The organism is Providencia sp. PROV032, assembly GCF_028484875.1.
Classification (GTDB): domain Bacteria; phylum Pseudomonadota; class Gammaproteobacteria; order Enterobacterales; family Enterobacteriaceae; genus Providencia; species Providencia rettgeri_E.
This window is the reverse complement of the sequence record NZ_JAMPSX010000010.1, coordinates 88,385-109,669: the sequence shown is the minus strand read 5'-3', so window position 1 is coordinate 109,669 and position 21,285 is coordinate 88,385. Positions and strand designations below refer to the sequence as shown.

At 39.0% G+C, this 21,285-nt stretch carries 19 protein-coding genes; 7 read left to right on the top strand and 12 right to left on the bottom strand.

Annotation, left to right across the window (positions count from 1 at the left end; all coding sequences use genetic code 11):
- Positions 1 to 14 precede the first annotated feature (14 nt).
- From PSF42_RS09310 to yieE, 8 genes are all read right to left on the bottom strand, one after another.
- Complete coding sequence (locus PSF42_RS09310) at positions 15 to 1,400, bottom strand: APC family permease (RefSeq protein WP_125891223.1); 1,386 nt, start codon at positions 1,398 to 1,400, stop codon at positions 15 to 17.
- Positions 1,390 to 1,602, bottom strand: coding sequence for a hypothetical protein (locus PSF42_RS09305; protein WP_004253162.1), 213 nt, complete (start codon positions 1,600 to 1,602; stop codon positions 1,390 to 1,392). The genes PSF42_RS09310 and PSF42_RS09305 overlap by 11 nt, the downstream gene beginning before the upstream one ends.
- Positions 1,603 to 1,962: 360 nt before the next feature.
- A complete protein-coding gene (locus PSF42_RS09300; RefSeq protein ID WP_272679889.1) occupies positions 1,963 to 3,993 on the bottom strand; it encodes a ligand-gated channel protein in 2,031 nt (676 codons plus the stop codon).
- Between the two features lie 266 nt (positions 3,994 to 4,259).
- Positions 4,260 to 5,048, bottom strand: coding sequence for an ABC transporter ATP-binding protein (locus PSF42_RS09295; protein ID WP_125891225.1), 789 nt, complete (start codon positions 5,046 to 5,048; stop codon positions 4,260 to 4,262).
- The gene (locus PSF42_RS09290) at positions 5,042 to 6,136 is read right to left on the bottom strand and encodes a FecCD family ABC transporter permease (protein WP_272679888.1); all 1,095 of its coding nucleotides are present in this window, start codon (positions 6,134 to 6,136) and stop codon (positions 5,042 to 5,044) included. The genes PSF42_RS09295 and PSF42_RS09290 overlap by 7 nt, the downstream gene beginning before the upstream one ends.
- A 19-nt stretch (positions 6,137 to 6,155) precedes the next feature.
- Positions 6,156 to 7,292 carry an ABC transporter substrate-binding protein gene (locus PSF42_RS09285; RefSeq protein WP_272679887.1) on the bottom strand — a complete coding sequence of 379 codons (1,137 nt, stop codon included), beginning with the start codon at positions 7,290 to 7,292 and terminating at the stop codon, positions 6,156 to 6,158.
- A gap of 252 nt (positions 7,293 to 7,544) precedes the next feature.
- On the bottom strand, positions 7,545 to 9,035 hold the full coding sequence (locus PSF42_RS09280) for an amino acid permease (RefSeq protein WP_248466639.1): 1,491 nt from the start codon (positions 9,033 to 9,035) through the stop codon (positions 7,545 to 7,547).
- Positions 9,036 to 9,277: 242 nt separating this feature from the next.
- Positions 9,278 to 10,141, bottom strand: a complete 864-nt coding sequence (gene yieE, locus PSF42_RS09275) for a DNA-binding transcriptional regulator YeiE (protein WP_125891229.1) — start codon at positions 10,139 to 10,141, stop codon at positions 9,278 to 9,280.
- Between the two features lie 193 nt (positions 10,142 to 10,334).
- On the opposite strand from yieE, the gene PSF42_RS09270 reads away from it, so the two are divergent.
- A complete protein-coding gene (locus PSF42_RS09270) occupies positions 10,335 to 11,414 on the top strand; it encodes a YeiH family protein (protein ID WP_272679886.1) in 1,080 nt (359 codons plus the stop codon).
- A gap of 100 nt (positions 11,415 to 11,514) precedes the next feature.
- Positions 11,515 to 12,360, top strand: a complete 846-nt coding sequence (nfo, locus tag PSF42_RS09265; protein ID WP_272679885.1) for a deoxyribonuclease IV — start codon at positions 11,515 to 11,517, stop codon at positions 12,358 to 12,360.
- Positions 12,361 to 12,428: 68 nt separating this feature from the next.
- Here nfo and fruK read toward each other — a convergent pair whose 3' ends face one another.
- Entirely contained in the window at positions 12,429 to 13,364 is a 936-nt protein-coding gene (fruK, locus tag PSF42_RS09260) for a 1-phosphofructokinase (RefSeq protein ID WP_248468450.1), read from the bottom strand.
- Positions 13,365 to 13,527: 163 nt separating this feature from the next.
- Between fruK and PSF42_RS09255 the strand changes: the two genes are divergently transcribed.
- From PSF42_RS09255 to yeiP, 3 genes are all read left to right on the top strand, one after another.
- Positions 13,528 to 13,965 carry a nucleotide triphosphate diphosphatase NUDT15 gene (locus PSF42_RS09255; RefSeq protein WP_248466641.1) on the top strand — a complete coding sequence of 146 codons (438 nt, stop codon included), beginning with the start codon at positions 13,528 to 13,530 and terminating at the stop codon, positions 13,963 to 13,965.
- A 160-nt stretch (positions 13,966 to 14,125) separates the two neighbouring features.
- Positions 14,126 to 15,370 (top strand): tryptophan permease, encoded by a 1,245-nt coding sequence (gene mtr, locus PSF42_RS09250; protein ID WP_140172547.1) that lies wholly within the window; start codon positions 14,126 to 14,128, stop codon positions 15,368 to 15,370.
- A 185-nt stretch (positions 15,371 to 15,555) separates the two neighbouring features.
- The gene (yeiP, locus tag PSF42_RS09245) at positions 15,556 to 16,128 is read left to right on the top strand and encodes an elongation factor P-like protein YeiP (RefSeq protein WP_125891234.1); all 573 of its coding nucleotides are present in this window, start codon (positions 15,556 to 15,558) and stop codon (positions 16,126 to 16,128) included.
- Positions 16,129 to 16,265: 137 nt separating this feature from the next.
- Here the strand turns inward: yeiP and PSF42_RS09240 are convergent, their stop codons facing one another.
- Positions 16,266 to 16,610, bottom strand: coding sequence for a hypothetical protein (locus tag PSF42_RS09240; RefSeq protein ID WP_125891235.1), 345 nt, complete (start codon positions 16,608 to 16,610; stop codon positions 16,266 to 16,268).
- Positions 16,611 to 16,934: 324 nt separating this feature from the next.
- Here PSF42_RS09240 and PSF42_RS09235 point away from each other — a divergent pair, with 324 nt between their 5' ends.
- Together PSF42_RS09235 and mepS are read left to right on the top strand one after the other, a co-directional pair.
- Positions 16,935 to 17,534 carry a YrbL family protein gene (locus PSF42_RS09235; protein ID WP_213912570.1) on the top strand — a complete coding sequence of 200 codons (600 nt, stop codon included), beginning with the start codon at positions 16,935 to 16,937 and terminating at the stop codon, positions 17,532 to 17,534.
- Between the two features lie 749 nt (positions 17,535 to 18,283).
- The gene (mepS, locus tag PSF42_RS09230; RefSeq protein WP_272679884.1) at positions 18,284 to 18,868 is read left to right on the top strand and encodes a bifunctional murein DD-endopeptidase/murein LD-carboxypeptidase; all 585 of its coding nucleotides are present in this window, start codon (positions 18,284 to 18,286) and stop codon (positions 18,866 to 18,868) included.
- 263 nt (positions 18,869 to 19,131) lie between these two features.
- On the opposite strand, the gene PSF42_RS09225 is transcribed toward mepS, so the two are convergent.
- Both PSF42_RS09225 and PSF42_RS09220 read right to left on the bottom strand, forming a co-directional pair.
- Positions 19,132 to 19,473: a hypothetical protein gene (locus PSF42_RS09225; RefSeq protein WP_102137693.1), complete on the bottom strand. Its 342-nt coding sequence runs from the start codon at positions 19,471 to 19,473 to the stop codon at positions 19,132 to 19,134.
- A 624-nt stretch (positions 19,474 to 20,097) separates the two neighbouring features.
- A complete protein-coding gene (locus tag PSF42_RS09220; protein ID WP_213912569.1) occupies positions 20,098 to 21,282 on the bottom strand; it encodes a Bcr/CflA family multidrug efflux MFS transporter in 1,185 nt (394 codons plus the stop codon).
- Between the last annotated feature and the right edge of the window lie 3 nt (positions 21,283 to 21,285).

Here is a 21,285-nt window from a genome sequence, read left to right as displayed (position 1 = left end):
TATGAAGAATATAGCTAGATGTCGCTCATCTGTGGCATAGGCCGCTTAAACATACGTGTCAGCACCGCCATATAGACCAAACCAACCGCTGTCCAGATCAACCCATAAACCATTGAGTCTTCTTCTATATTCAGCCATAACACACACACTGTCAGTGTACCAATAACAGGCAGGATCAAGTAGTTTAGGATATTTTTGAAGCCTGTCATGCGGCGTTCACGAATAAAGAATTGGCTAATGACCGAAATATTTACAAAGGTAAACGCGATTAGTGCACCAAAGTTAATTAATGCTGTCGCAAAATCCATTTCAAACCAGATAGCGCCTAATGCCAAAAAGCCAACCAATAATACGTTGTATGCCGGGGTGCGCCATGTTGGACTTACGTAGCCAAAGACTTTTTCTGGGAATACCCCATCACGTCCCATAACATACATTAAACGCGCACTACCTGCATGAGCGGCCATGCCTGATGCTAATACGGTAACACATGAGAACACCAGAATGATTGACTGGAAGAATGTACCAGCAACAAAACGCATAATATCTGGCTGTGTTTCATTAATATTCTTAAAGCGTGATACATCAGGGAAGTATTGCTGTAAGAAGAACGAAACCGTAATAAAGATAACCCCACCGATTAACGCGGTTAAGAAAATAGCACGAGGAATAACTTTACCAGCATTCGGTGTTTCTTCTGAGAGTGAACTTAACCCGTCAAAACCTAAGAATGAGAAACAGAGGATTGTTGCCCCAGCAATGAGTGGGATCATTTCTGTTTTTTCATTAGCAAATGGGTTAAAAGTCCAAATTTCTCCCGTTCCTTCACCGTTAGAAACACCGTGGATCACAAGCCCCGTAAACACCACCATGACACCCACTTGAATGATGGCAATGACGGTACTTAAGTTTGCAATTACGTTAATCCCACGTAAGTTGGCTGCAGTCATTAAAATAACCAGCCCAACAACGAAGATTGCCGGTTCCACATTAGGGAAAATATCTTGTAAATAAATTTTAGCCAATAATATGTTGATCATTGGCATAAAAATATAGGACAGCAAGGATGTCCAGCCCACCAAGAAGCCAATATGTGGGCTCATTGATTTTTGGGCATAAGTGTACGCTGAACCGGCTGATGGGAAACGTTTCACCAATTTACCGTAGCTCAGAGCAGTAAACAGTATCGCAGCAAGTGCAATAATGTATGAAGTTGGAACATGTCCACCGGTTTTATCTGACACCATTCCGAAGGTATCAAATATCGTCATTGGCTGGATATACGCAATACCGATCATGACCACTTGCACCAATGTTAAGGTTTTTGCAAGTTGTACGCGGTTATTCGCACCCGTTTGATTGTGACCGATGTCTAATGGAATTGGCGTATTATTTTGCACGTCTAAGCCCTCCCATAACTTTCGATTGCATACTACTTCGGCTTAATCGACAGTTACTGGGAAGACTTTGCATCTGCCTATAGGCAGAGAAAAACGAAGAAAGGGAGAAAGGCGTGTGAGCGAAGCCACCGAGAGCCCCGTAGTCATCGATACGGCAGCCGCCAGCGCCTGGCCCTGCTGCGAATGCGAAAAAGTAAGCCATAAAAGCATTCCTCAAATCGGTAGCGAAAAATGTTTGCTACACGTAAATATTAAAATTATCTCTCCGGCTCTATGTCCGGCCCCGCTAGAATGAACGTTCCTAAAAACAAAAAAACCGATGCTTCATTTGATTAAGCATCAGTTATTTTTTAGTTCGCGCATTTTGCACGCCATAACTCGAAATAGCAAGTTAAATTGTTAACAAATCACCCTATTTTCTATGAGAAATTTTGATTATTTCTGGCTTTTTGCCATATCTGCTTATAAGTTCTTTTTCTTATGATTTTTATCAGGTTTTAATCAACAAAAAACCCTCTGGTGAGAGCCAAAGGGTTTGGGTTAATCGAGATAGTTTTTTCGATTAGAAGTTGTAGTTGATACCGATATTGTAACGACGGCCATCAAGTACTTTATCATTGGACTCAGCAGTTAAACGCTTATCAAAGATATTGTACATACCTGCTACTAAGTTGATATTTTTATCAATATGATAGCTCGCACCGATATCAACAAAAGTATAAGAAGGCCTTTCTTTGCTCATACTAGTTCTGGAGAGATAAGAGCTACTTTTTCCGTTAAAGTTAACACGATTCCACAATTGAAGATCTTCAGTTGCTTGCCAAGTTAAAGAACCATTCGCCATATGTTTCGGTGTACGGCTTAAAGGCTTACCTTTGAACTTACCACTTTTTTGCTCAGAATCAGAATAAGTATAGTTAGCAGCAAATGCGAGATCCGTTGTAATATCCCAGTTAAATGTCAGCTCAGCACCGCGAAGGTTTGCTTTATCAACGTTCTCTCTTTCACTAATAAATTTGTATGCTTTCCCATCATACATACATTCACCACTAGCGATTGTGCCTGTATTTCCATCTTTATCTTTTGTGGAATCCGTGCAGCCACGTACTTCCATGATTTTATCTTTAAATTCAGTATTAAAGAATGTCACTCCGACATTCAGGTTATCTTGATTATTCCAGATAAACCCAAGCTCTTGTGTAACACTTTTCTCAGGTTTTAAATCTGGATTACCGATAATAACTGCAGGGTCACCGCCACCACCTGTTACTTGTCCCCAATTTGGTGCAACTTGTCTTAACTCAGGTGAACGGTATCCTGTTGAAATACCACCTTTAATTACCCATTCATCTGAGGTATGCCAAACACCGTATAAACGAGGAGTCCAATGAGAACCAAAGTTCTCATCTTTATCCATACGGACACCACCCGTTAAAGCAAAATCATTGGTCATCATCCACTCATCTTCAGCAAATAATGCCCAACTATAACGAGTTAGCTTATCAACGCCTTGAGCCGATGATAATTGGTTACCTTTGTCACGAAGATCTTCATAACGGTATTGACCGCCAATACTTAACGTATGATCCCCCAAATTAAATACGGTTTGATTTTTAACTAATGTATCGTTATATTCCATTTTACGACTTGGGTTTTTTGTTTCGTCCCTTTGAACAAAGGTTTCCATTGCACCCCAATCATAAATACCGTTATGCGTAACTGCATAGTTATTTTTCCGGTATGTCACATTTGAATCGTCACATTTTTTCGTAACTTTATTTGCACCTTTACCTGTCGTACACATCAATGAACCTGATTTTCCAGCAGTCGTATTCCGTTCTTGCTCATCATGTTTGAAATCAAAATCAAAAGTATTAAATTCATCAGGCGTTAATGTCAGTGTTGTTCCTACTGCACCAATTTTTTGTTCATTAAAACCACCAACAAATTTATCTTCCCAGCGCTTAGAATAAATTCCATTAACTTTCATTCCAAGTAAGCCATCAACTAAAGGTCCCGATGCATAGAAACTTCCTTGGCCTTCATTTCCTGAATCACGATGAGAATTGATTGTAGTATCAGCACGTAGACTACCATTCCACTCTTTTCCTACTTTGCGGGTAATAATATTGATTACCCCACCCATCGCATCTGAACCGTACAGCGATGACATAGGACCACGTACCACTTCAACGCGTTCAATTGCAGGTAATGGCGGTAGCCAACCTTGTTCAATACCTGAACCATCACTATTTGGGCGAGTACTACGTGAATCAATGCGCTTTCCATCAACCATAATCATGGTGTATTTTGCATCCATACCACGAATACTAATATCAGATTTACTTCCACCACCAGTAACCTGAACACCAGGTAAATCCTTTAACGCATCGGTGACATCTTTATAAGCTTTGTTCTCGAGTTGTTCGCGCGTCACAACAGAAATAGACGCAGGTGCATCTTCAATTTTCTGTTGGTAGCCTGATGCTGTTGTTACATAGATTTTATCATTACTATCATCAGCAAATGCAGGTGCCGCAGCGATAGCCGCAATTATGCTAATTGCCACTTTTCTTTTATTAAAAACAACCATTCCCAACTCTCCAAGAGATATTTTGTTTTATATATGAATTGATTTGCTCACATTGATTTCATTGAATCAAAAATATCTTTTTTATTATTTAGGCATTGAAATACCCATAGGAAATTCATGGTAAAAAACCATTATATAATTCAATTAAATTTCCTGTGGGTAATTACTATTAATGAATATTTAAATTGTTTATTTTCAATATTGCTTTCTCTCCTTTTATTTAATGTACTTGCCAAGTGCGGCAAGTACATTATTTTATTACGATATTAACTCGCCAGTTTATCAACAAGCCCATCAATCAGGACTTGTGGAACACCTTGTGAACAACGTTCGATGCGACCACGTACACCATAAACTTCAGCAAGGCTTTCCGGTGTAATAACCTCAGCAGGTTCGCCTTGTGCAATTAAATTACCCTGCTTCAACATTAATATATGCTCTGCATGTTTAAGCGCAATATTAATATCATGAACTACCACAACCGTGATTATATTTCGGCGTTTGGTTTCTTTCGCCACTAAATCCATCACATGATATTGGTAATTTAAATCCAGCGCACTTAAGGGCTCATCTAATAACAATAAGTTGGGTTGACGAATTAAAGATTGAGCCAAGCCGACTAATTGTTTTTGACCACCAGAAAGTTGGTCTAAATAACTTAACGCCAAATGTTCAATACCCAATTGGCGTAATAGCCCCATCACTTCGTCTTTACTATTTTCATTGCTCAAACCGCCTGACGCACGTTGAGCAACAATAACAGACTCAAGAACATACAGGTGCACACCAGCAGGTAACGTTTGCGGTAAATACACCACATTTTGTGCCCGCTGGGCAAAGCTCTGTTGGGTTAAGTCCTGACCATCCAGTAGCAGCTGCCCTGTGGCTTTATTTAACCCCGCCAATGAACGCAACAACGTGGATTTACCACTGCCATTAGGCCCAAGTAATACCGTGATCTTGCCTCGAGGCAAAATATCCGTCGATAAATTCTCAATTACGGGGCGTTTTGGGTAGCCTGCATTAAATTGATTAATAATCAGGCCGCTCATGATACGTTCCCTCTATGACGTAAAATAATGCTTAAAAAGAACGGTACCCCCACTAACGATGTCACAATCCCAACAGGAATAATCACACCCGGAATAATATTCTTCGACGCAATTGACGCCATGGATAAAATTAACGCCCCAATTAATGCACTTGCCGGCAGATAAAAGCGGTGATCTTCACCAAAAATCAACCTTGCAATATGCGGTGCGACTAAACCAATAAAAGCGATAGGGCCAACAAATGCCACCGCTAACGCCGATAAAATACTGATACGTAATAATGTTGTTAGCCTTAAACGACGCACATCAATACCAAAACTGATTGCCCTGTCCTCGCCCAACCTTAAAGCCGTCAGTTTCCATGAGCTCATCATGGCAATCGGGAAAATAAGTGCGAACACTAGCGCCATAACACCCAGTTTTATCCAAGTTGCTTTTGATAAACTCCCCATCGTCCAAAAGACTAAACCTTGCAAGGTATCTTCCGTCGCGATGAATTGCATCATAGAAACCAATGCATTAAAGGTGAACACGAGAGCAATACCAAACAATACAACACCTGAAGTTGCTACGCGCGTCCAACGGGTAACCGCGTCTAACATCAAAGCGGCTAACAATGCAAAAATAAAGGCATTCGCTGATATCACCCATTGGTCAGGCACACCTGGAATTGCAATGCCAGAAACAATCGCTAATGCGGCACCAAAAGCCGCGGCATTAGAGACCCCTAACGTAAATGGGCTCGCTAACGGGTTATTGAGGATAGTCTGCATCTCAGCGCCAGCAAGCCCTAATGACATGCCAATCACCACTGCCATCAACGCGTATGGCAACCGAATATCCCATACGATGACGCGTGTTCCTGCATCAACGACCTCTGGGGTCATCAACGTTTGCCATAAACGCTCAAGAGATAAACCTGATGGCCCTAATGTAAAATCAATAACCAGTGATAATAAAATTGCCGCAACGATGACCCCTAGCCAAGTCAACCGACGACGTAACATATTTTGATAATGTATTTTTACATTATCGTCAGCCTGAATCGCTGATTTTTCAGCCACAACTATTGGCTCGCTCGTCATACTCATCAATTCTTACCCGTTTTCATTACTTTTCGCTGACCCAATATACACCTGTTGGTTCGATGGCGAGAAACTCTCTATGCAATTGTTCCAGCGTTTTTTGCGGCTCAAGGTCGGTAAATTGTTCTGGATAGAACCACTTAGCGAAAACTTGCGTCGCAATCACATTGTACGGAGAGTTATAGTAATTGTGCCAGATAGCATAATCTTGCTTATCTTTAATGGCTGATAACGCGCTAATTCCTTTACGTTCAGTTATTTTTTTCAGGCTTGCTTTCGCATCCGCTAATGAGCTTTGCGCACCTAATTGAACGCCTGCATCTTTACTACCCGGTGCTTTTGCCCCTGATGCAATATAAATATTTGGGTCTGCTGCGATGATTTTCTCTAAATTCATTGTACCAAGTGCACCCGGTAAAACGCCTTTTGCGATATTTTTACCACCTGCTAGGTCAATAAAATTCCCCATATTTCCATCGCCAGCCGTGCCACAGCAATCTTCAAAGGCACCTGCACGTAATTCAATAAAAACATTTGGTTTTTTATCGTCTGGTATTTTAGAGGTGATGTCAGTGACTAATTTTTGGTTTTTTTCATAAAAATCGACATACTTATTTGCTGCCTGTTCACGATTTAACGCTTTACCGAGTAAACGCATACTTGGCAATGTGTTTTCCAGTGGCTTATCACGGAAATCCACGAATACAACAGGTACTCCCGCTTTTTCAAGCTGGTTAACTAATTCACTATTTTTACCCGGCCCATGGCCTGATAACCCAAAAATCGCGATATCTGGATTTAGGGTTAATACTTTTTCTGAACTGACGCTATCTGCACTGGTATTACCAATCAGTGGGATATTATCAATTTCAGGAAATTTAGCTTTATAGGCAGCGTAGGTTTGTGGATCTAGTTTTCGAAGGTCACCTTGCCAACCCACAATTCGGTCAATAGGTTTATCACCTTCCAGCAGAGCTATTGCACTAAATAGGCGTCCCTCACCTAATAAAATGCGATTAACATTATCAGGAACTTCAACTGTACGGCCTGCAATATCAGTGACTGTTGCAGCCCAAGCACTCATACTGGCACTTGCTAATAACGCTAAACTTATCCCTTTTACTACCGACCTAGCTACAGACTTCTTGGCTACCGACGACATAGTATTAAGCTCCACTATTAACCTCATTGACTTACCTTTTTTTTATGCGGTAACAATAAAGCAAATAAGAATACTTATCAATACGATTATTAGTTTAATCATGACTTTCATCAATGGAATTTTGTGACCACCATCGTAAAGCCAAGCATTCAGCATATTTTATCGCCAAAATACCACTTTATTGCCAGCGCTATATATAAAAAAACAGCACCCTATAAAGAGTGCTGTTTTCATGATAAGTATTTAAAAAAATTATTTATCTAAATTTTCGCGGTAACTTGGAAAGCTCATGTCTTTATAGCGAATAAACGTTGTTTTCTTCGCTATCTTATAGCCAAACCAAATCGCTAAAAATAATGGGATACCAATATAAGTTGCAGTAACCCCCACCCAATCAATTTTATCTTCTAAAAAGGCTTGGTAGTTTTGGCCTAATGTAATTGTTAAACACAAAATAAAGGCAAAAATAGGGCCAATTGGGAAGAAACCTGAACGATAAGGTAAGTCATTAAGATCTTTCCCTTGTGCAATATAGCCTCTACGGAAACGATAATGGCTAATTGCAATACCTAACCAAGCAATAAACCCTGTCATCCCAGATGTATTTAATAGCCACAGGTACACCGTCTGGTTTCCAAACATAGAACTTAAGAAACATAAGCCCGCAACAACTGTCGTTGCTAACAATGCATAACGCGGTACGCCACCTTTAGATAATCGGGCGAAAATGCGCGGCGCTTTGCCTTCACGCGCTAAGGTATACAACATACGCGTTGATGCATACATACCCGAGTTACCCGCCGATAATACTGCCGTTAAGATAACCGCATTCATCACTGCTGCTGCGGATAATAGGCCTGCATTTTCAAATACTAAGGTAAATGGACTAACACTAATATCTTTAACATCGTTACGTAGTAAGCTTGGGTCAGTATAAGGAATGATCAAACTAATAATTAAGATTGCGAAGATATAGAATAACAGGATACGCCAAAACACTTTGCGCACGGCTTTCGGAATATTTTTGGCAGGATCTTTCGACTCACCCGCAGCAATACCAATTAATTCAGTACCTTGGAATGAGAAACCAACGATCATTGCCACACCAATCATCGCAGAGAAACCACCAGCAAAAGGTGCATCACCGATTTCCCAATTATGCCACCCTGCATTTTCTGCACCACTCATGATGCCAAAAATCATCAATACGCCAACAACAATAAAAATAACGACCGTGGTGACTTTTATTAATGAGAACCAGTATTCTGCTTCACCGAACCCTTTAACAGAGATGAAATTCAGTAAGAAAATAATGGCGAGGAAGATTGCGCTCCAAATCCAACCGGGCGTATCTGGGAACCAGTAGGTCATCACCAATTGAGCGGCAACTAAGTCAACCGCAATGGTCACGGCCCAGTTGTACCAGTAGTTCCACCCGAGTGCGAAACCAAAGCCTTCATCGACATATTTTGCACCATAAGTTGCAAATGAGCCCGAAACAGGCATATAAGCGGCTAACTCGCCCAAACTGGTCATCAAAAAATAGACCATTAAGCCAATGATAGCATAAGAAAGGAGTGCTCCACCGGGGCCTGCTTGTGCAACCGTTGCACCCGATGCAACGAATAAACCGGTACCGATAGATCCACCGATAGCAATCATCGCAAGATGGCGCGCCTTTAACTCACGGCGTAGTCTTTGTGCGCCGCCCTGCGAGATAGTATTGGTATGTTGTTCTGACATTTGTTCCCTGCAATTTATTATTCAGCTAATATCGCATGGATTCTAGCAAAATAGGCTGTGAGAACTAAGCAACTCTTCACTGTTATAAGATACCTTCATAATTCACACAAAATTATAAGTAAAACGCGTTATTGCCAAATCCCCCATTTCTATTGAAAGAATATCAAAAATAGAATGAGGTATTTAACTAAGACGAAAAAGCGCAGCCAACAAGGCTGCGGCTCGATATATGGCGAGTATTACTAGTTGCAATAAGACAACAGGTTAGTAATCGCGTTCGAAAGATGCTTTTGACGGTGATAAATCAAATATAGCGTTCTTTCTAAATGAAGTTCGTCTATTTTTAATTCGACTAGAGAGCCATTTTCTAATTGCTCTTCGATCACTCGGCGTGATAAACAGCTTATGCCTATTCCGTAACGCACTGCATGTTTAATCGCTTCTGAATTACCTAGCTCCATTAAAATATGAAAGCCGGGAAGATGTGCAAATAATAGTTGGTCAAGGACATCCCGCGTACCTGACCCCCTTTCACGCAAAATCCAAGGCGCATCACGCAAATCCTTTAAAGAGATATTTTTATTCGCTAATGGGTTTTGAGGTGAAACAAAAATAACGAGTTCATCTTTTAACCATGCTTTAGAAATTAACTCAGGGCTATGGCAAACACCTTCAATTAACCCAACGTCCGCTCGAAACTCCATAACGGATTTAATGATTTCTTCTGTGTTACTGATAAAAAGCTCTAAAGGTATATCCGGGTGATCATGACGATAACCCGCTAAGACTTCTGGCAAAATATAATTACCAATCGTCGTACTGGCAGCAAGACGCACAGCCCCCATCTCTTTTTTAAATAATTGCTCGACCTCTAACCCTTGCTCTAATAATGCTAACGCTTTGGGATAAAGCAGCCTTCCGTGCTCATTTGTAACAAGTCGTTTACCCACACGGTCAAATAATTGAACGCCTAATTGGCCTTCTAAATCCGTTAGGGATGCGCTGACAGCTGATTGTGAAAGCGCTAATAACTGAGATGCCTGCGTCGTGGAGCCACTTTTTAATACTTCCGTAAAAACCTCAAGTTGCCTAAGTGTAATTCGCATAAAGGTAAGCCCCAACGTGATTTTTAGTATTTGTAATAATAATGTTAATAGTAACGATTTATTCGTAATATTCCAGAAGAAACTTATAATCTGTTTTAGTGGTAGATAATATAAAGACAATCAATTTAAATTATTATTGATTTTGATATATCCTTATTACTAAATCTTATAAGCGGTAATAAAGAGCATCATCATGAATAAAAGTGACACCAACACCCTTGAGCAGAACAGTCAGAACCCTATATTAAAACTCATACCAGGTATTATTTTAGCTGGGCTCCTAACTGCTATTGCAATTTACCTCGGTGACCAACCCTGGTTTATGGATATCGGTTTAGGTGCATTAACCCTCGCAATATTATTAGGAATTATTGTAGGGAATACTTTTTATCCCGTAGCCAGTCAATCTTGTGATGCAGGCATTAAATTTGCCAAACACTATTTCCTACGCGCTGGTATTATCTTGTATGGTTTTCGCCTTACTTTCCAGCAAATCACAGACGTCGGAGCCACTGGCGTCATTATCGATGCTTTAACATTAACATCGACATTCTTACTAGCGTATTGGCTAGGTAAAAAAGTGTTCGGTCTTGATGAAGAAACAACACTATTAATTGGTGCAGGCAGTAGTATTTGTGGTGCAGCTGCAGTCATGGCAACCGAACCTGTGGTTAAGGCCTCAGCGAGTAAAGTCGCGGTTGCCGTTTCAACGGTGGTTATCTTTGGTACGATTTGTATCTTTGTTTACCCTTGGATTTACCAATTAAATGCGCACTTCGGCTGGTTTCCAGCAACAGAAGAAACTTTTGGGATTTATATCGGTTCAACCGTGCATGAAGTTGCACAGGTTGTTGCAGCAGGCCACACCATTGGGACTGACGCAGAGAATGCCTCTGTCATTGCCAAAATGATCCGTGTCATGATGCTTGCGCCTTTTCTCATTATTTTATCGGCTTTCTTAAGCCGTAAAACAGCGGCTAACCAAACAACCAATACCCAAAAAAGCAAAATTACTATTCCTTGGTTCGCTGTATTCTTTATTGTTGTTGCAGGTTTTAACTCACTCAACCTACTGCCTCAAGTATTAGTGCAACAAATCATTGCGTTAGATACAATTTTACTCGCAATGGCAATGGTGGCTTTAGGGCTAACGACCCATGTGAGTGCTATTCGCCAAGCGGGTATTAAACCCTTGTTAATGGCGCTGATACTGTTTGTTTGGTTGATAGTCGGTGGACTTTTGATTAACTTACTGATTCAAAGTATTTTTTAAACTATATTTCCCTCATTTTTAGCCACCTCACTTGGTGGCTTTTTTGTTGATTTCATTTATTTGCTCATTAATGGCATACTCCAAGAAAAAGGAGTCAAAAATGAAATATATTGGAGCACATGTCAGCGCCTCAGGTGGCGTTGACCAAGCCGTTATTCGCGCACATGAAATCAATGCAACCGCTTTTGCATTATTCACAAAAAATCAGCGCCAATGGAAAGCCGCACCGTTAAGCGAAGACGTTATTAAAAAATTTAAAGATAACTGCAAGAAATATGGGTACGGCAAGCATCAAATCCTTCCTCATGACAGCTATTTGATCAATCTAGGTCACCCCGAATTTGAAGCTTTAGAGAAATCTCGGGTCGCTTTTATCGATGAGATGCAACGCTGCGAACAATTAGGTATTGATTTACTTAACTTTCACCCAGGTAGTCATTTAAAGAAAATTGAAGTTGACGATTGTTTAGCGCGGATTGCTGAATCTATTAATATTGCCCTTGCTGAAACTGAAGGAGTGACTGCCGTGATTGAAAATACGGCTGGCCAAGGGACTAACTTGGGCTTTGACTTTACACATCTCGCCAAAATTATTGATGGCGTGAAAGATAAAAGCCGTGTCGGTGTTTGTATCGATACTTGCCATGCTTTTGCCGCAGGTTATGACCTACGCACGTCCGAAGATTGTGACAAAACATTCGGCCAATTTGCAGAGATTGTCGGGTTTGAATTTCTAAAAGGAATGCACCTAAATGATGCTAAAAGTGAATTTGCCAGCCGCGTTGACCGCCACCATAGTTTAGGTGAAGGAAACATAGGCTTTGCGCCATTTACTTACATTATGCAAGATAACCGCTTTGATGGTATCCCATTGATTTTAGAAACCGTTAACCCCGATATTTGGCCGCAAGAAATTGCATGGCTCAAAGCACAACAAAATAGCTAATTATTTACTTTCTAATAACCATAAACCCCTGCATTTATCATGTAGGGGTTTTGGTTGAAACTAACGTACTATAACGATTTCATTTCAATTTTAGCCATCATATCCGCTAATTTGTTTCTATTTTTTAAACCGACATCTGGCTGAGAAACCGATAACGCAGAAATCGCTGTCGCCATACGTAACGTGTGCTCACTGGATTCACCATTCAGTAACCCATACGCTAACCCTGCCACCATGGAATCACCAGCACCAACCGTGCTTATCACTTCACAATGGGGTGGTTTTGCAAGCCAAGAGCCCGACGCATTAACCCAAAGAGCCCCTTCTTCCCCTAACGATATGACCACATGGGAAATCCCTTTATCTCTTAATTCATGCGCTGCGGTCACGACATCTTGTAAATCGGGAAGTTTTCGGCCAACCCAACTTTCTAACTCATGACGATTAGGTTTTACTAACCATGGAGATGCTTTTAAACCGGCCTTCAACGCTTCCCGGCTACTATCAAAAATAATACATGGGCATAATTGGCGAAGGCGAGTCATCCAGCGAGTAAATTCTTCTGGATCAATACCACTCGGTAAACTTCCGCTCACCACCACCATATCGAAATGGCCTAACCAGTTGAGCGACTCTGTCGAGAAACGGTTCCAATCTTCTTTACTAACTTCAAAACCTGAAAAATTGAAATCAGTCGATTCCCCGTTATTTTCAGTGAGTTTCACGTTAATTCGTGTACGCCCTGGCACCATACTAAAGCGATTAGCCATACCATTTTCACTGAAAAAATGTTGGAATTCTTCTTGGTTATCCTTTCCCATAAAACCACTAACGGTGATATCAATACCTAAGTCACGGAGCACTTTTGCGACATTGACACCTTTACCACCCGCATTGAGGCTAGCGGTTTTGACTAAATTGACTTCACCAACTTCGATAGTAGAGCATAAGCCCACAAGGTCGTAAGCAGGATTTAATGTAATTGTAGCAACCCGGCGAGTCATAACCACTAATCTCCCTTATCATGATTATCGTGTCTTTAAATTTAATTATAGTTATAACATTAAAGCATATTGTTTTCAGTGATATTTGTACTTTTTCCTGCTTGTTTTTCTACACGATTATGTCAGGATCAGCGCGCTAAAAATAAAACAATAAGGAGAAGATATGTCTGAGCCTACCAACGTCGTCGTGGGTGTCGGTGTTCTAATCACGAACAAACATGGGCAAATTTTAATGGGTAAACGCAGCAGTAAGCATGCGCCCTATTGGTCTATTTTCGGAGGCCACGTTGACCCAGGTGAGTCTTTTGAAAATTGTGCCATTCGCGAAATAAAAGAAGAAATTGGTATTGATATCCAAGCCCCCACCGTTTTTGGCATCAGCAATAATTTACAAACTTATCAACAAGAAGGTAAACATACGGTTTCTATTTGTATGCATGTTGAATATAGCGGTGATGTTGAGCCTCGAATTATGGAAGCAGATAAATGTGAAAACTTAATGTGGGTTTCCCCTGATAATCTCCCAGAACCCCATTTTGAAGCGAGCCGCAATGCGGTTGACCTCTGGTTAACACACCGTTTCTACCACCACATCGCCTAATTAACCGAAACGTACAAACCTCTTCGTTTTGTGCGTTTATTGTCCATCTCTTTCTAATTACTCATTTTTCCCTAATTTATTCAATTTGCCATATTTACAATACCTCACACTTACCGTATCATTTGGCTAGTACAGTGAAACGTAATATTTAGGAGCCACCATGGCTATTGATGGAACAACCCAACAAAAAAATCCTTCTATATTGGGAGGTGCTATGATCATCGCCGGTACTGCAGTCGGTGCTGGTATGTTTTCTATTCCTATGGTGACTTCTGGCGTATGGTTCACAGGTTCCGTCATTCTGTTAATTTATACCTTTATTTGTATGTTACTTTCTGGGTTAATGATTTTAGAAGCTAATATGAATTACCCTGCGGGTGCTAGTTTCCATACAATGGTAAAGGATTTATTAGGTTCAACTTGGAATTCAATTAACGGCTTATCCGTTACTTTTGTGCTTTATATACTCACTTATGCCTATATTTCTGCGGGCAGCTCTATCATCGCAGCAAACCTGTCAGAAAAAATACAGATACCACAAGCGGGTGCAGGCTTTGTTTTTGCTTTCATTGTTGCTTTTTTTGTATGGCTTTCTACACGTGCTGTCGACCGGTTAAGCACCATTTTAATTGGCGGGATGGTAATCACCTTTATCATGTCAATCGGTGGGATGGTTTCCACTGCATCGCCCGCGATTTTATTTAACCAAACTGAGCAAAGCGAAAGCCAATACCTCCCCTATGCCTTAGCCGCATTACCTTATTTATTAACCTCTTTTGGTTATCATGGTAATGTGCCTGGATTAGTAAAATATTATAATAAAGATAGCCGTAGTGTTGTTAAGAGCCTCGTCTATGGTGCCACAATCACTGTTGTTATCTATATTTTATGGCAGTACGCTATTCAAGGAAATATTCCAAGAACGTCATTTATTGAGATCAGAGAAAACGGCAATAATATTGATGCATTACTGGCTCAAATGAATATTTCCACCCAAAGTAGTTTTATCTCTCAATTTTTGAACCTGTTTTCGTACATGGCTCTAGCTAGCTCTTTCTTAGGCGTGTCTTTAGGGTTATTTGATTTTATTGCTGACTTTTTCAAATTTGAAGATAATAAGTTTGGCCGTCTTAAATCTGTCGCAGTCACATTTTTACCACCAACAATTCTCGCTTTAATTTTCCCTAATGGGTTTATTTATGCGATTGGTTTTGCCGGGTTGGCTGCCACTATTTGGGCTGTTATTGTCCCTGCATTGATGGCAAGAGCCAGTCGTAAACGTTATCCAAATAACAGCTATAGAGCACCAGGAGGAAGCTTTATCATTGGCTTCGTGATCCTTTTTGGTTTAGTTAATGCGGTGGCTCATTTATTGTCATTGTCTGGCTTACTTCCTATCTACTAATCATTTCAGTATGAATATAGCCCACGGGTTATATTCATACTTATTGCCTTATCCAAGAACTGTATTATCTAAAATTGTATTTTCCAAAAATTTTTCACCGAAAATTGACTTTAGCATCTTGCCTAATTCCTTATCTGCGAGTAATTTTGTCGCACTCTTTTTGACAACCCCAAAGAAGGTTATTTATGGCCAAGGCCAATGAAATCAAACGTGGTTTTGCAATAAACTACAATGGCAAATTATTACTTGTAAAAGACATTGATATTCAAGCACCTAGCGCTCGTGGTGCGAGTACATTATATAAAATGCGTTTTACTGATATCAAAACTGGCCAGAAAGTTGAAGAGCGTTTCAAAGGCGATGATATTTTAGACACTATTTCACTTACGCGTCGTGGCGTCAGTTTTTCTTATATTGATGGTGATGAATATGTCTTTATGGATAATGAAGACTACACGCCTTATATTTTCAAAAAAGCTGATATTGAAGAAGAATTACTTTTTATTCCTGAAGAAGGGTTACCAGGAATGCAAGTGTTAACGATGGATGGGCAAGTTCTGGCTTTAGAGTTACCACAAACCGTTGATATGGCCATTATAGAGACAACACCTGCGATTAAAGGAGCGTCTGCCAGCGCACGAACTAAACCGGCAACAATGTCGACAGGGCTAACCATTCAAGTTCCTGAGTATCTAACTAGCGGCGAAAAAATTCGTATTCATATCGCTGAGCGCCGTTATATGGGCCGTTGCGATTAATTTTTACTTTTAATTTTGCAAAAGTAATGCTTTATATGCCTATGAGTTTATTGTTCATAGGCATATGCCATTGCAATTAAACATTGCTCCCTCATCCCATCTTCGTTTGCTACATTCAATTATTGGTTATCTCAAAATTAATCGTATTTAATCGTATAAATCCCTAACGTTTTATCTTTATTAATCCAGTTAAATTGCTGAGTACCTTTTTGATTTGGAAGCAACATTTCTTGATTTTTTAGTTTTCGAATATCTGCAGATGCGGTTTCCAATTTGCCGTTATCACTCCAACATTTAGTTTCAACCTTATTCGCATTCGCTTCGACAACACAAGGTGATGCAACAATAGCTCCAGTAAATCGAATAACGGCGGTATTACTCCGTCTCGCCTCACTGTTTTCAGAGGCAAAAATTGAAAAACTTGTACTTAATGTCGCTACCGCTAAAAAAGTCATTACTATTTTTTTTACTGAGCTATTCATGATGAAATCCCCTTCTAAAATTATGTTATCGTCACTTTCTGTCATTTATTTACAGTTAAAGTATTTAATTTGGCTGAATTGCCGGAGAACGACATACTAATTCCAAAAGGAAATTAAAAATTTAATTTATAGTCGTAGTTTTTTATTTTTCCTTTTAATTATTTATCCAAATAAAATAAACGACTTGCATCACACTTAATTAACCACACAAAATGCAACACTTTATAAATAGTATCTATTAGCATTGGTTGTATAATTTATAAAAAACGTCGCAATATCATTTTAGGCTTATCCTATAATTCATTAAAAATAGTATGTATCGCCATGAATAAAAAACTAGATAAAAAAATTTCATTACCCGTTAGCAACTTAATCGCATCAGGCCGCCAGCGCGCTTGTTATCAGCATCCTGACTATCATGACCTATGTATAAAAGTTCATTTAAATGGGAGAGATGACAAAGAAACCTTAAGAGAGATCCGCTATTACAAGCGCTTATATAGAAAAAACTTCACGACAAAAACAATTTCTCATTACTATGGCACCCAACAAACTGATCAGGGGCTGGGGTATGTATTCCAATTAATCAAAGATAAAACAGGAAATGTTTCACATACTTTAGATTATTACCTAAAAAATAAACAACTTTTTTTAAAACATAAAAAAAATATGAAAGTTGCTTACGAGCAATTTAAAAAGAATATATATAAAGAAGCTATCACCACGATGGCGCTAAAAACGTATAATATCGTTTACCAACTAGGTTATAAACCTTATGGCCAGTTTTTTATTATTGATAACCTGGGGTCCGCTAACTTAATCCCCATTGATTATTTTTCAACTAAAATAGCCCGTTCCACACTAAATCGTCGGTTTACCGATTTCGAACAGCGGCTATATCGTGACTATAATATTAAGGTATAGCGCACATACTCTGACTTATACTTTACCTTCACCATTAGTATCTGGTTATATTGATTTATTGTTAGCATAGATTATCTCGCATTATCTGATACCAGTATCACACAAAAAATAGGATTAACGAAAATACTGATATACATACAGTGCTTTTGTTTTTTTGAGTATTTTTTCTCCTAATAGTGTTTTTTTAAGACAAATTAAACTATTCATTTTTTCCATAAATAAACCTTCGTTAAATATAAATTTAGACTTCTTTACATTTCGGGTTTGAAAAGGACTTAATTATGTAATTACACTGAAATATTACACAATAAAACGTGATTTAGATCATAGTTTATTAGTGATAAACACCCGTTCTGTAAGTGAATATACCTCATTGTAGACGACCATCACATAACCCAATGGCAAATAGGCTCTTTTATCTAATGTTTTGTAAATTTCCCCCCTATTAACTCGCCATTTTGCTTTTGTTTATGTATGCTCTTAAAGGTTTGATTTGGTACTAATGCGATACCGAATCTTCTAGGTAAAGAATGTTTTAGTAAATTTAGTAAATATTGATATATATCCTATACTCAATAAGTCATTAAATATGATTAATACATTCGAAGTTTGGTAGTGCTGCAATAAACACTTTCTGCGAAAAACACACTTTTCTGATTTGTAATGCGTTTTTCACAGGGATAGGTTTAGTTTTTTTGTGTCTTTTTACACAATAAGTACTAGAAAAATGGTAAGGGATATATATAAGAATGTTAACGTCTGAAAAACTTAAGCGCTATGCTTGGCGCATTGTTCCGGCAATTGCCATTGCCGTGACGCTCACAGCATGTACCACCCCAAAGTCAGCTAAGAATACACAATATACCGCTAAATCAGATACCCGTATGCTAAACGGTTCTGCTGGCGATTCGTTGACGATGGCATCTCAAGATGAATTCGAAGAGTTAGTACAAAGTGTTGATACTAAGTCTAAAATAATGGACCAATACGCAAACTGGAAAGGTGTAGCTTATCGCCTTGGTGGCACAACAAAGAAAGGTGTCGATTGCTCAAGTTTCGTTCAGCGCACATTCTTTGAACAATTTGGTGTAGAGCTTCCACGCACAACATCTGAGCAAGAATCCTCCGGGAAAAGCGTAAAACGCAATAACCTAAAAGTCGGTGATATTGTTTTATTTAAAACAGGCCGCACGATGAAGCATGTTGGTATCTATATTGGTGATGAAAAATTTGTTCATGCATCAACCAGTAGTGGTGTTATCGTTTCTGAAATGACTAACTCTTACTGGAGCAAAAGATATTACGCAAGTAGACGCATTATCAACGGTTCATAAATTTTTGTAGTACCCTATATCCCCTTTCCAATAAAAAAGCTTCCATTTGATGGAAGCTTTTTTATTGGAAATCTTTACTGACTAAATTTAGTGGTAGTCATCCGATTTTAAATCAAAAATAACTCAGTCACCAAATTCCACCTCATGATGATACTCATCCAAAAAAACAATTTTAAATATAGAGCCAAATAAAATCAGTAAGCAAAAACAGTAATAAACAGTCGAGCCATCATTACTAAACAAAGATTAAAACATACTCAAAGCTAAGCACTATAAAAACCAGAAGAAAGTTCTGCTATAGCAACACCTGAAGCTTTTAAACGGCACATAGCGGCTAACTCATCATTAGCATGAATGAATAGGCAAATTTCTTTCTGCCACTCTAAGATCGCATTAGCAATCTGCATGTCTGATAATGATTCAGACAATTGCTGCATTGCAATACAGTCTGTCGCACAGTCATGGCTAAGCAGTTTCAGCCCCACAAGCTTATCGCTATCGACATCATTCATAGGCACAACTTCAACATCGGTACCTTTTTTGCCTGATAACCAGCGGTAGCTTTGCGGTAGCCTGTGCACCACCGAAAGACCTAATTTTTCCACAAACATATCCTATTGAAACATTTTAGTATTTTGCCAAGTATTGATATTTACTTTCTTACTTGACCTAACACGGGCTTAAGCCAATCATTCATCGTTCAAACCGAACTTTTAGTTATCTAAAAAGTGACATTAATGTTAAATAATGAACCATAAATATAACATTAAAAAAACAAAATGTCGTTAAATTTTTGTGACACAAATCATTGCATATTCATTTTAATAGTAAATACATTAAAATTTAAACTATTTTTGATCTTTGCGCTCAACATCCTGCTCAAAACACTTAACTTTTTTTTACATTTCTGAAATGAAAATAGTAAAAAATAGTTAATTTTTGAAATTAAACAAAATTTTTATTAATCAATAATGTTGCAATGTACATTAAATCATAAAACATAAATTTAACAAATCTAACCATAATGATAGTTGATTTAGATCATTTTTCAGCAAATATTTTAACTACCCTGTGTTACTATTCGGTTTTGTCGAGTGATAATCCTTTATCCCTTATAGATAAAATGAATGATATGGAAAAGTAACTAGAAAAAGCTTCATTTGATTAGAGATATAAAGAGGAGAATTATGTGTTTTCAGCTTCATCCTTGAAACTTGAAAACATACGACTTACTTTGTTTTTTTTGCCAATAATACAAATAACATTGAAAAAGCGACACAAGCGACCATAGAACCCACCATTGGCCATGCGCTCTGGGCGGGTATTAGCGATAATAATGTTCCAACAAGTGCCCCTATCGAAAACCTTATTGTTCCTGCCAATGAAGAAACCGTTCCTGCAATATGTGGATAATTATCTAAGATCACGGCCATTGCATTCGACGTGATCATCGCTATACCACTAACATAAATGGCAACGCCGATTACCAGAGTCCAAAAATCTAGCGCAAAGGCTGTTGTCACTAGCAACCACACCCCCATTACAAATTGAATAATAATACCAAAATAAAGCATTTTTTCGGCACCAAAATGCCTAACATAGCGGCTATTTATTGTCGTCATAATAAATAGGAATATGATATTGATACCAAAATAGTAGCCAAAATTCTGTGGAGACACCCCGTTCAAATCAATATATACAAAAGCGCCTGCATTTAAGAATGAAAACATCCCTGCAAAGGAAAATGAACTCGCTAATATGTAGAACAGTACCTGTCTTGCCCTAAATAAAGTAGCAAACTGCCTTAATGTTGTACCAATATGAAACTTCTGCCTTTTAGCTACGGGTAATGTTTCTCGCACAAAACAGCTCACTAAAACGACAGCGATAACCGCGGCAATGGCGATGCTCCAAAAAATTGCATGCCATGAGAACCAGCGCATTAGCTCCCCCCCTAAAATAGGGGCTAACAACGGCGCTACTGTCATCACTAATACAACGAAGGACATACTTCTTGAAAATTCATCACGAGTAAACATATCCCGCATAAGTGCGTTAATCACAACACTTGCAGCGGCAGCAGCAAAACCATGTAAGAAACGTAACCAAATCAGTGAATCAATCGATTCCGTGATAGCACAGGCCGCTGATGCGATGGCAAAAACGACGACCCCACCTAAAATAACAGGTTTACGCCCGATGCTATCTGCCATCGGACCATAGAATAATTGCCCTATAGCAAAACCAAAAATGTAGCTATTGAGCGTCATCTGAATGCGCCCTTCATCTACATTAAAATAATGCATCATCGTCGGAAAGCTTGGTAGGTACATATCGATAGCCAATGGCATTAGCATCGATAATAAACCTAGAATTAATATCAGCCCCAAATAGGATGAACGCTGCTGTTGCACTCT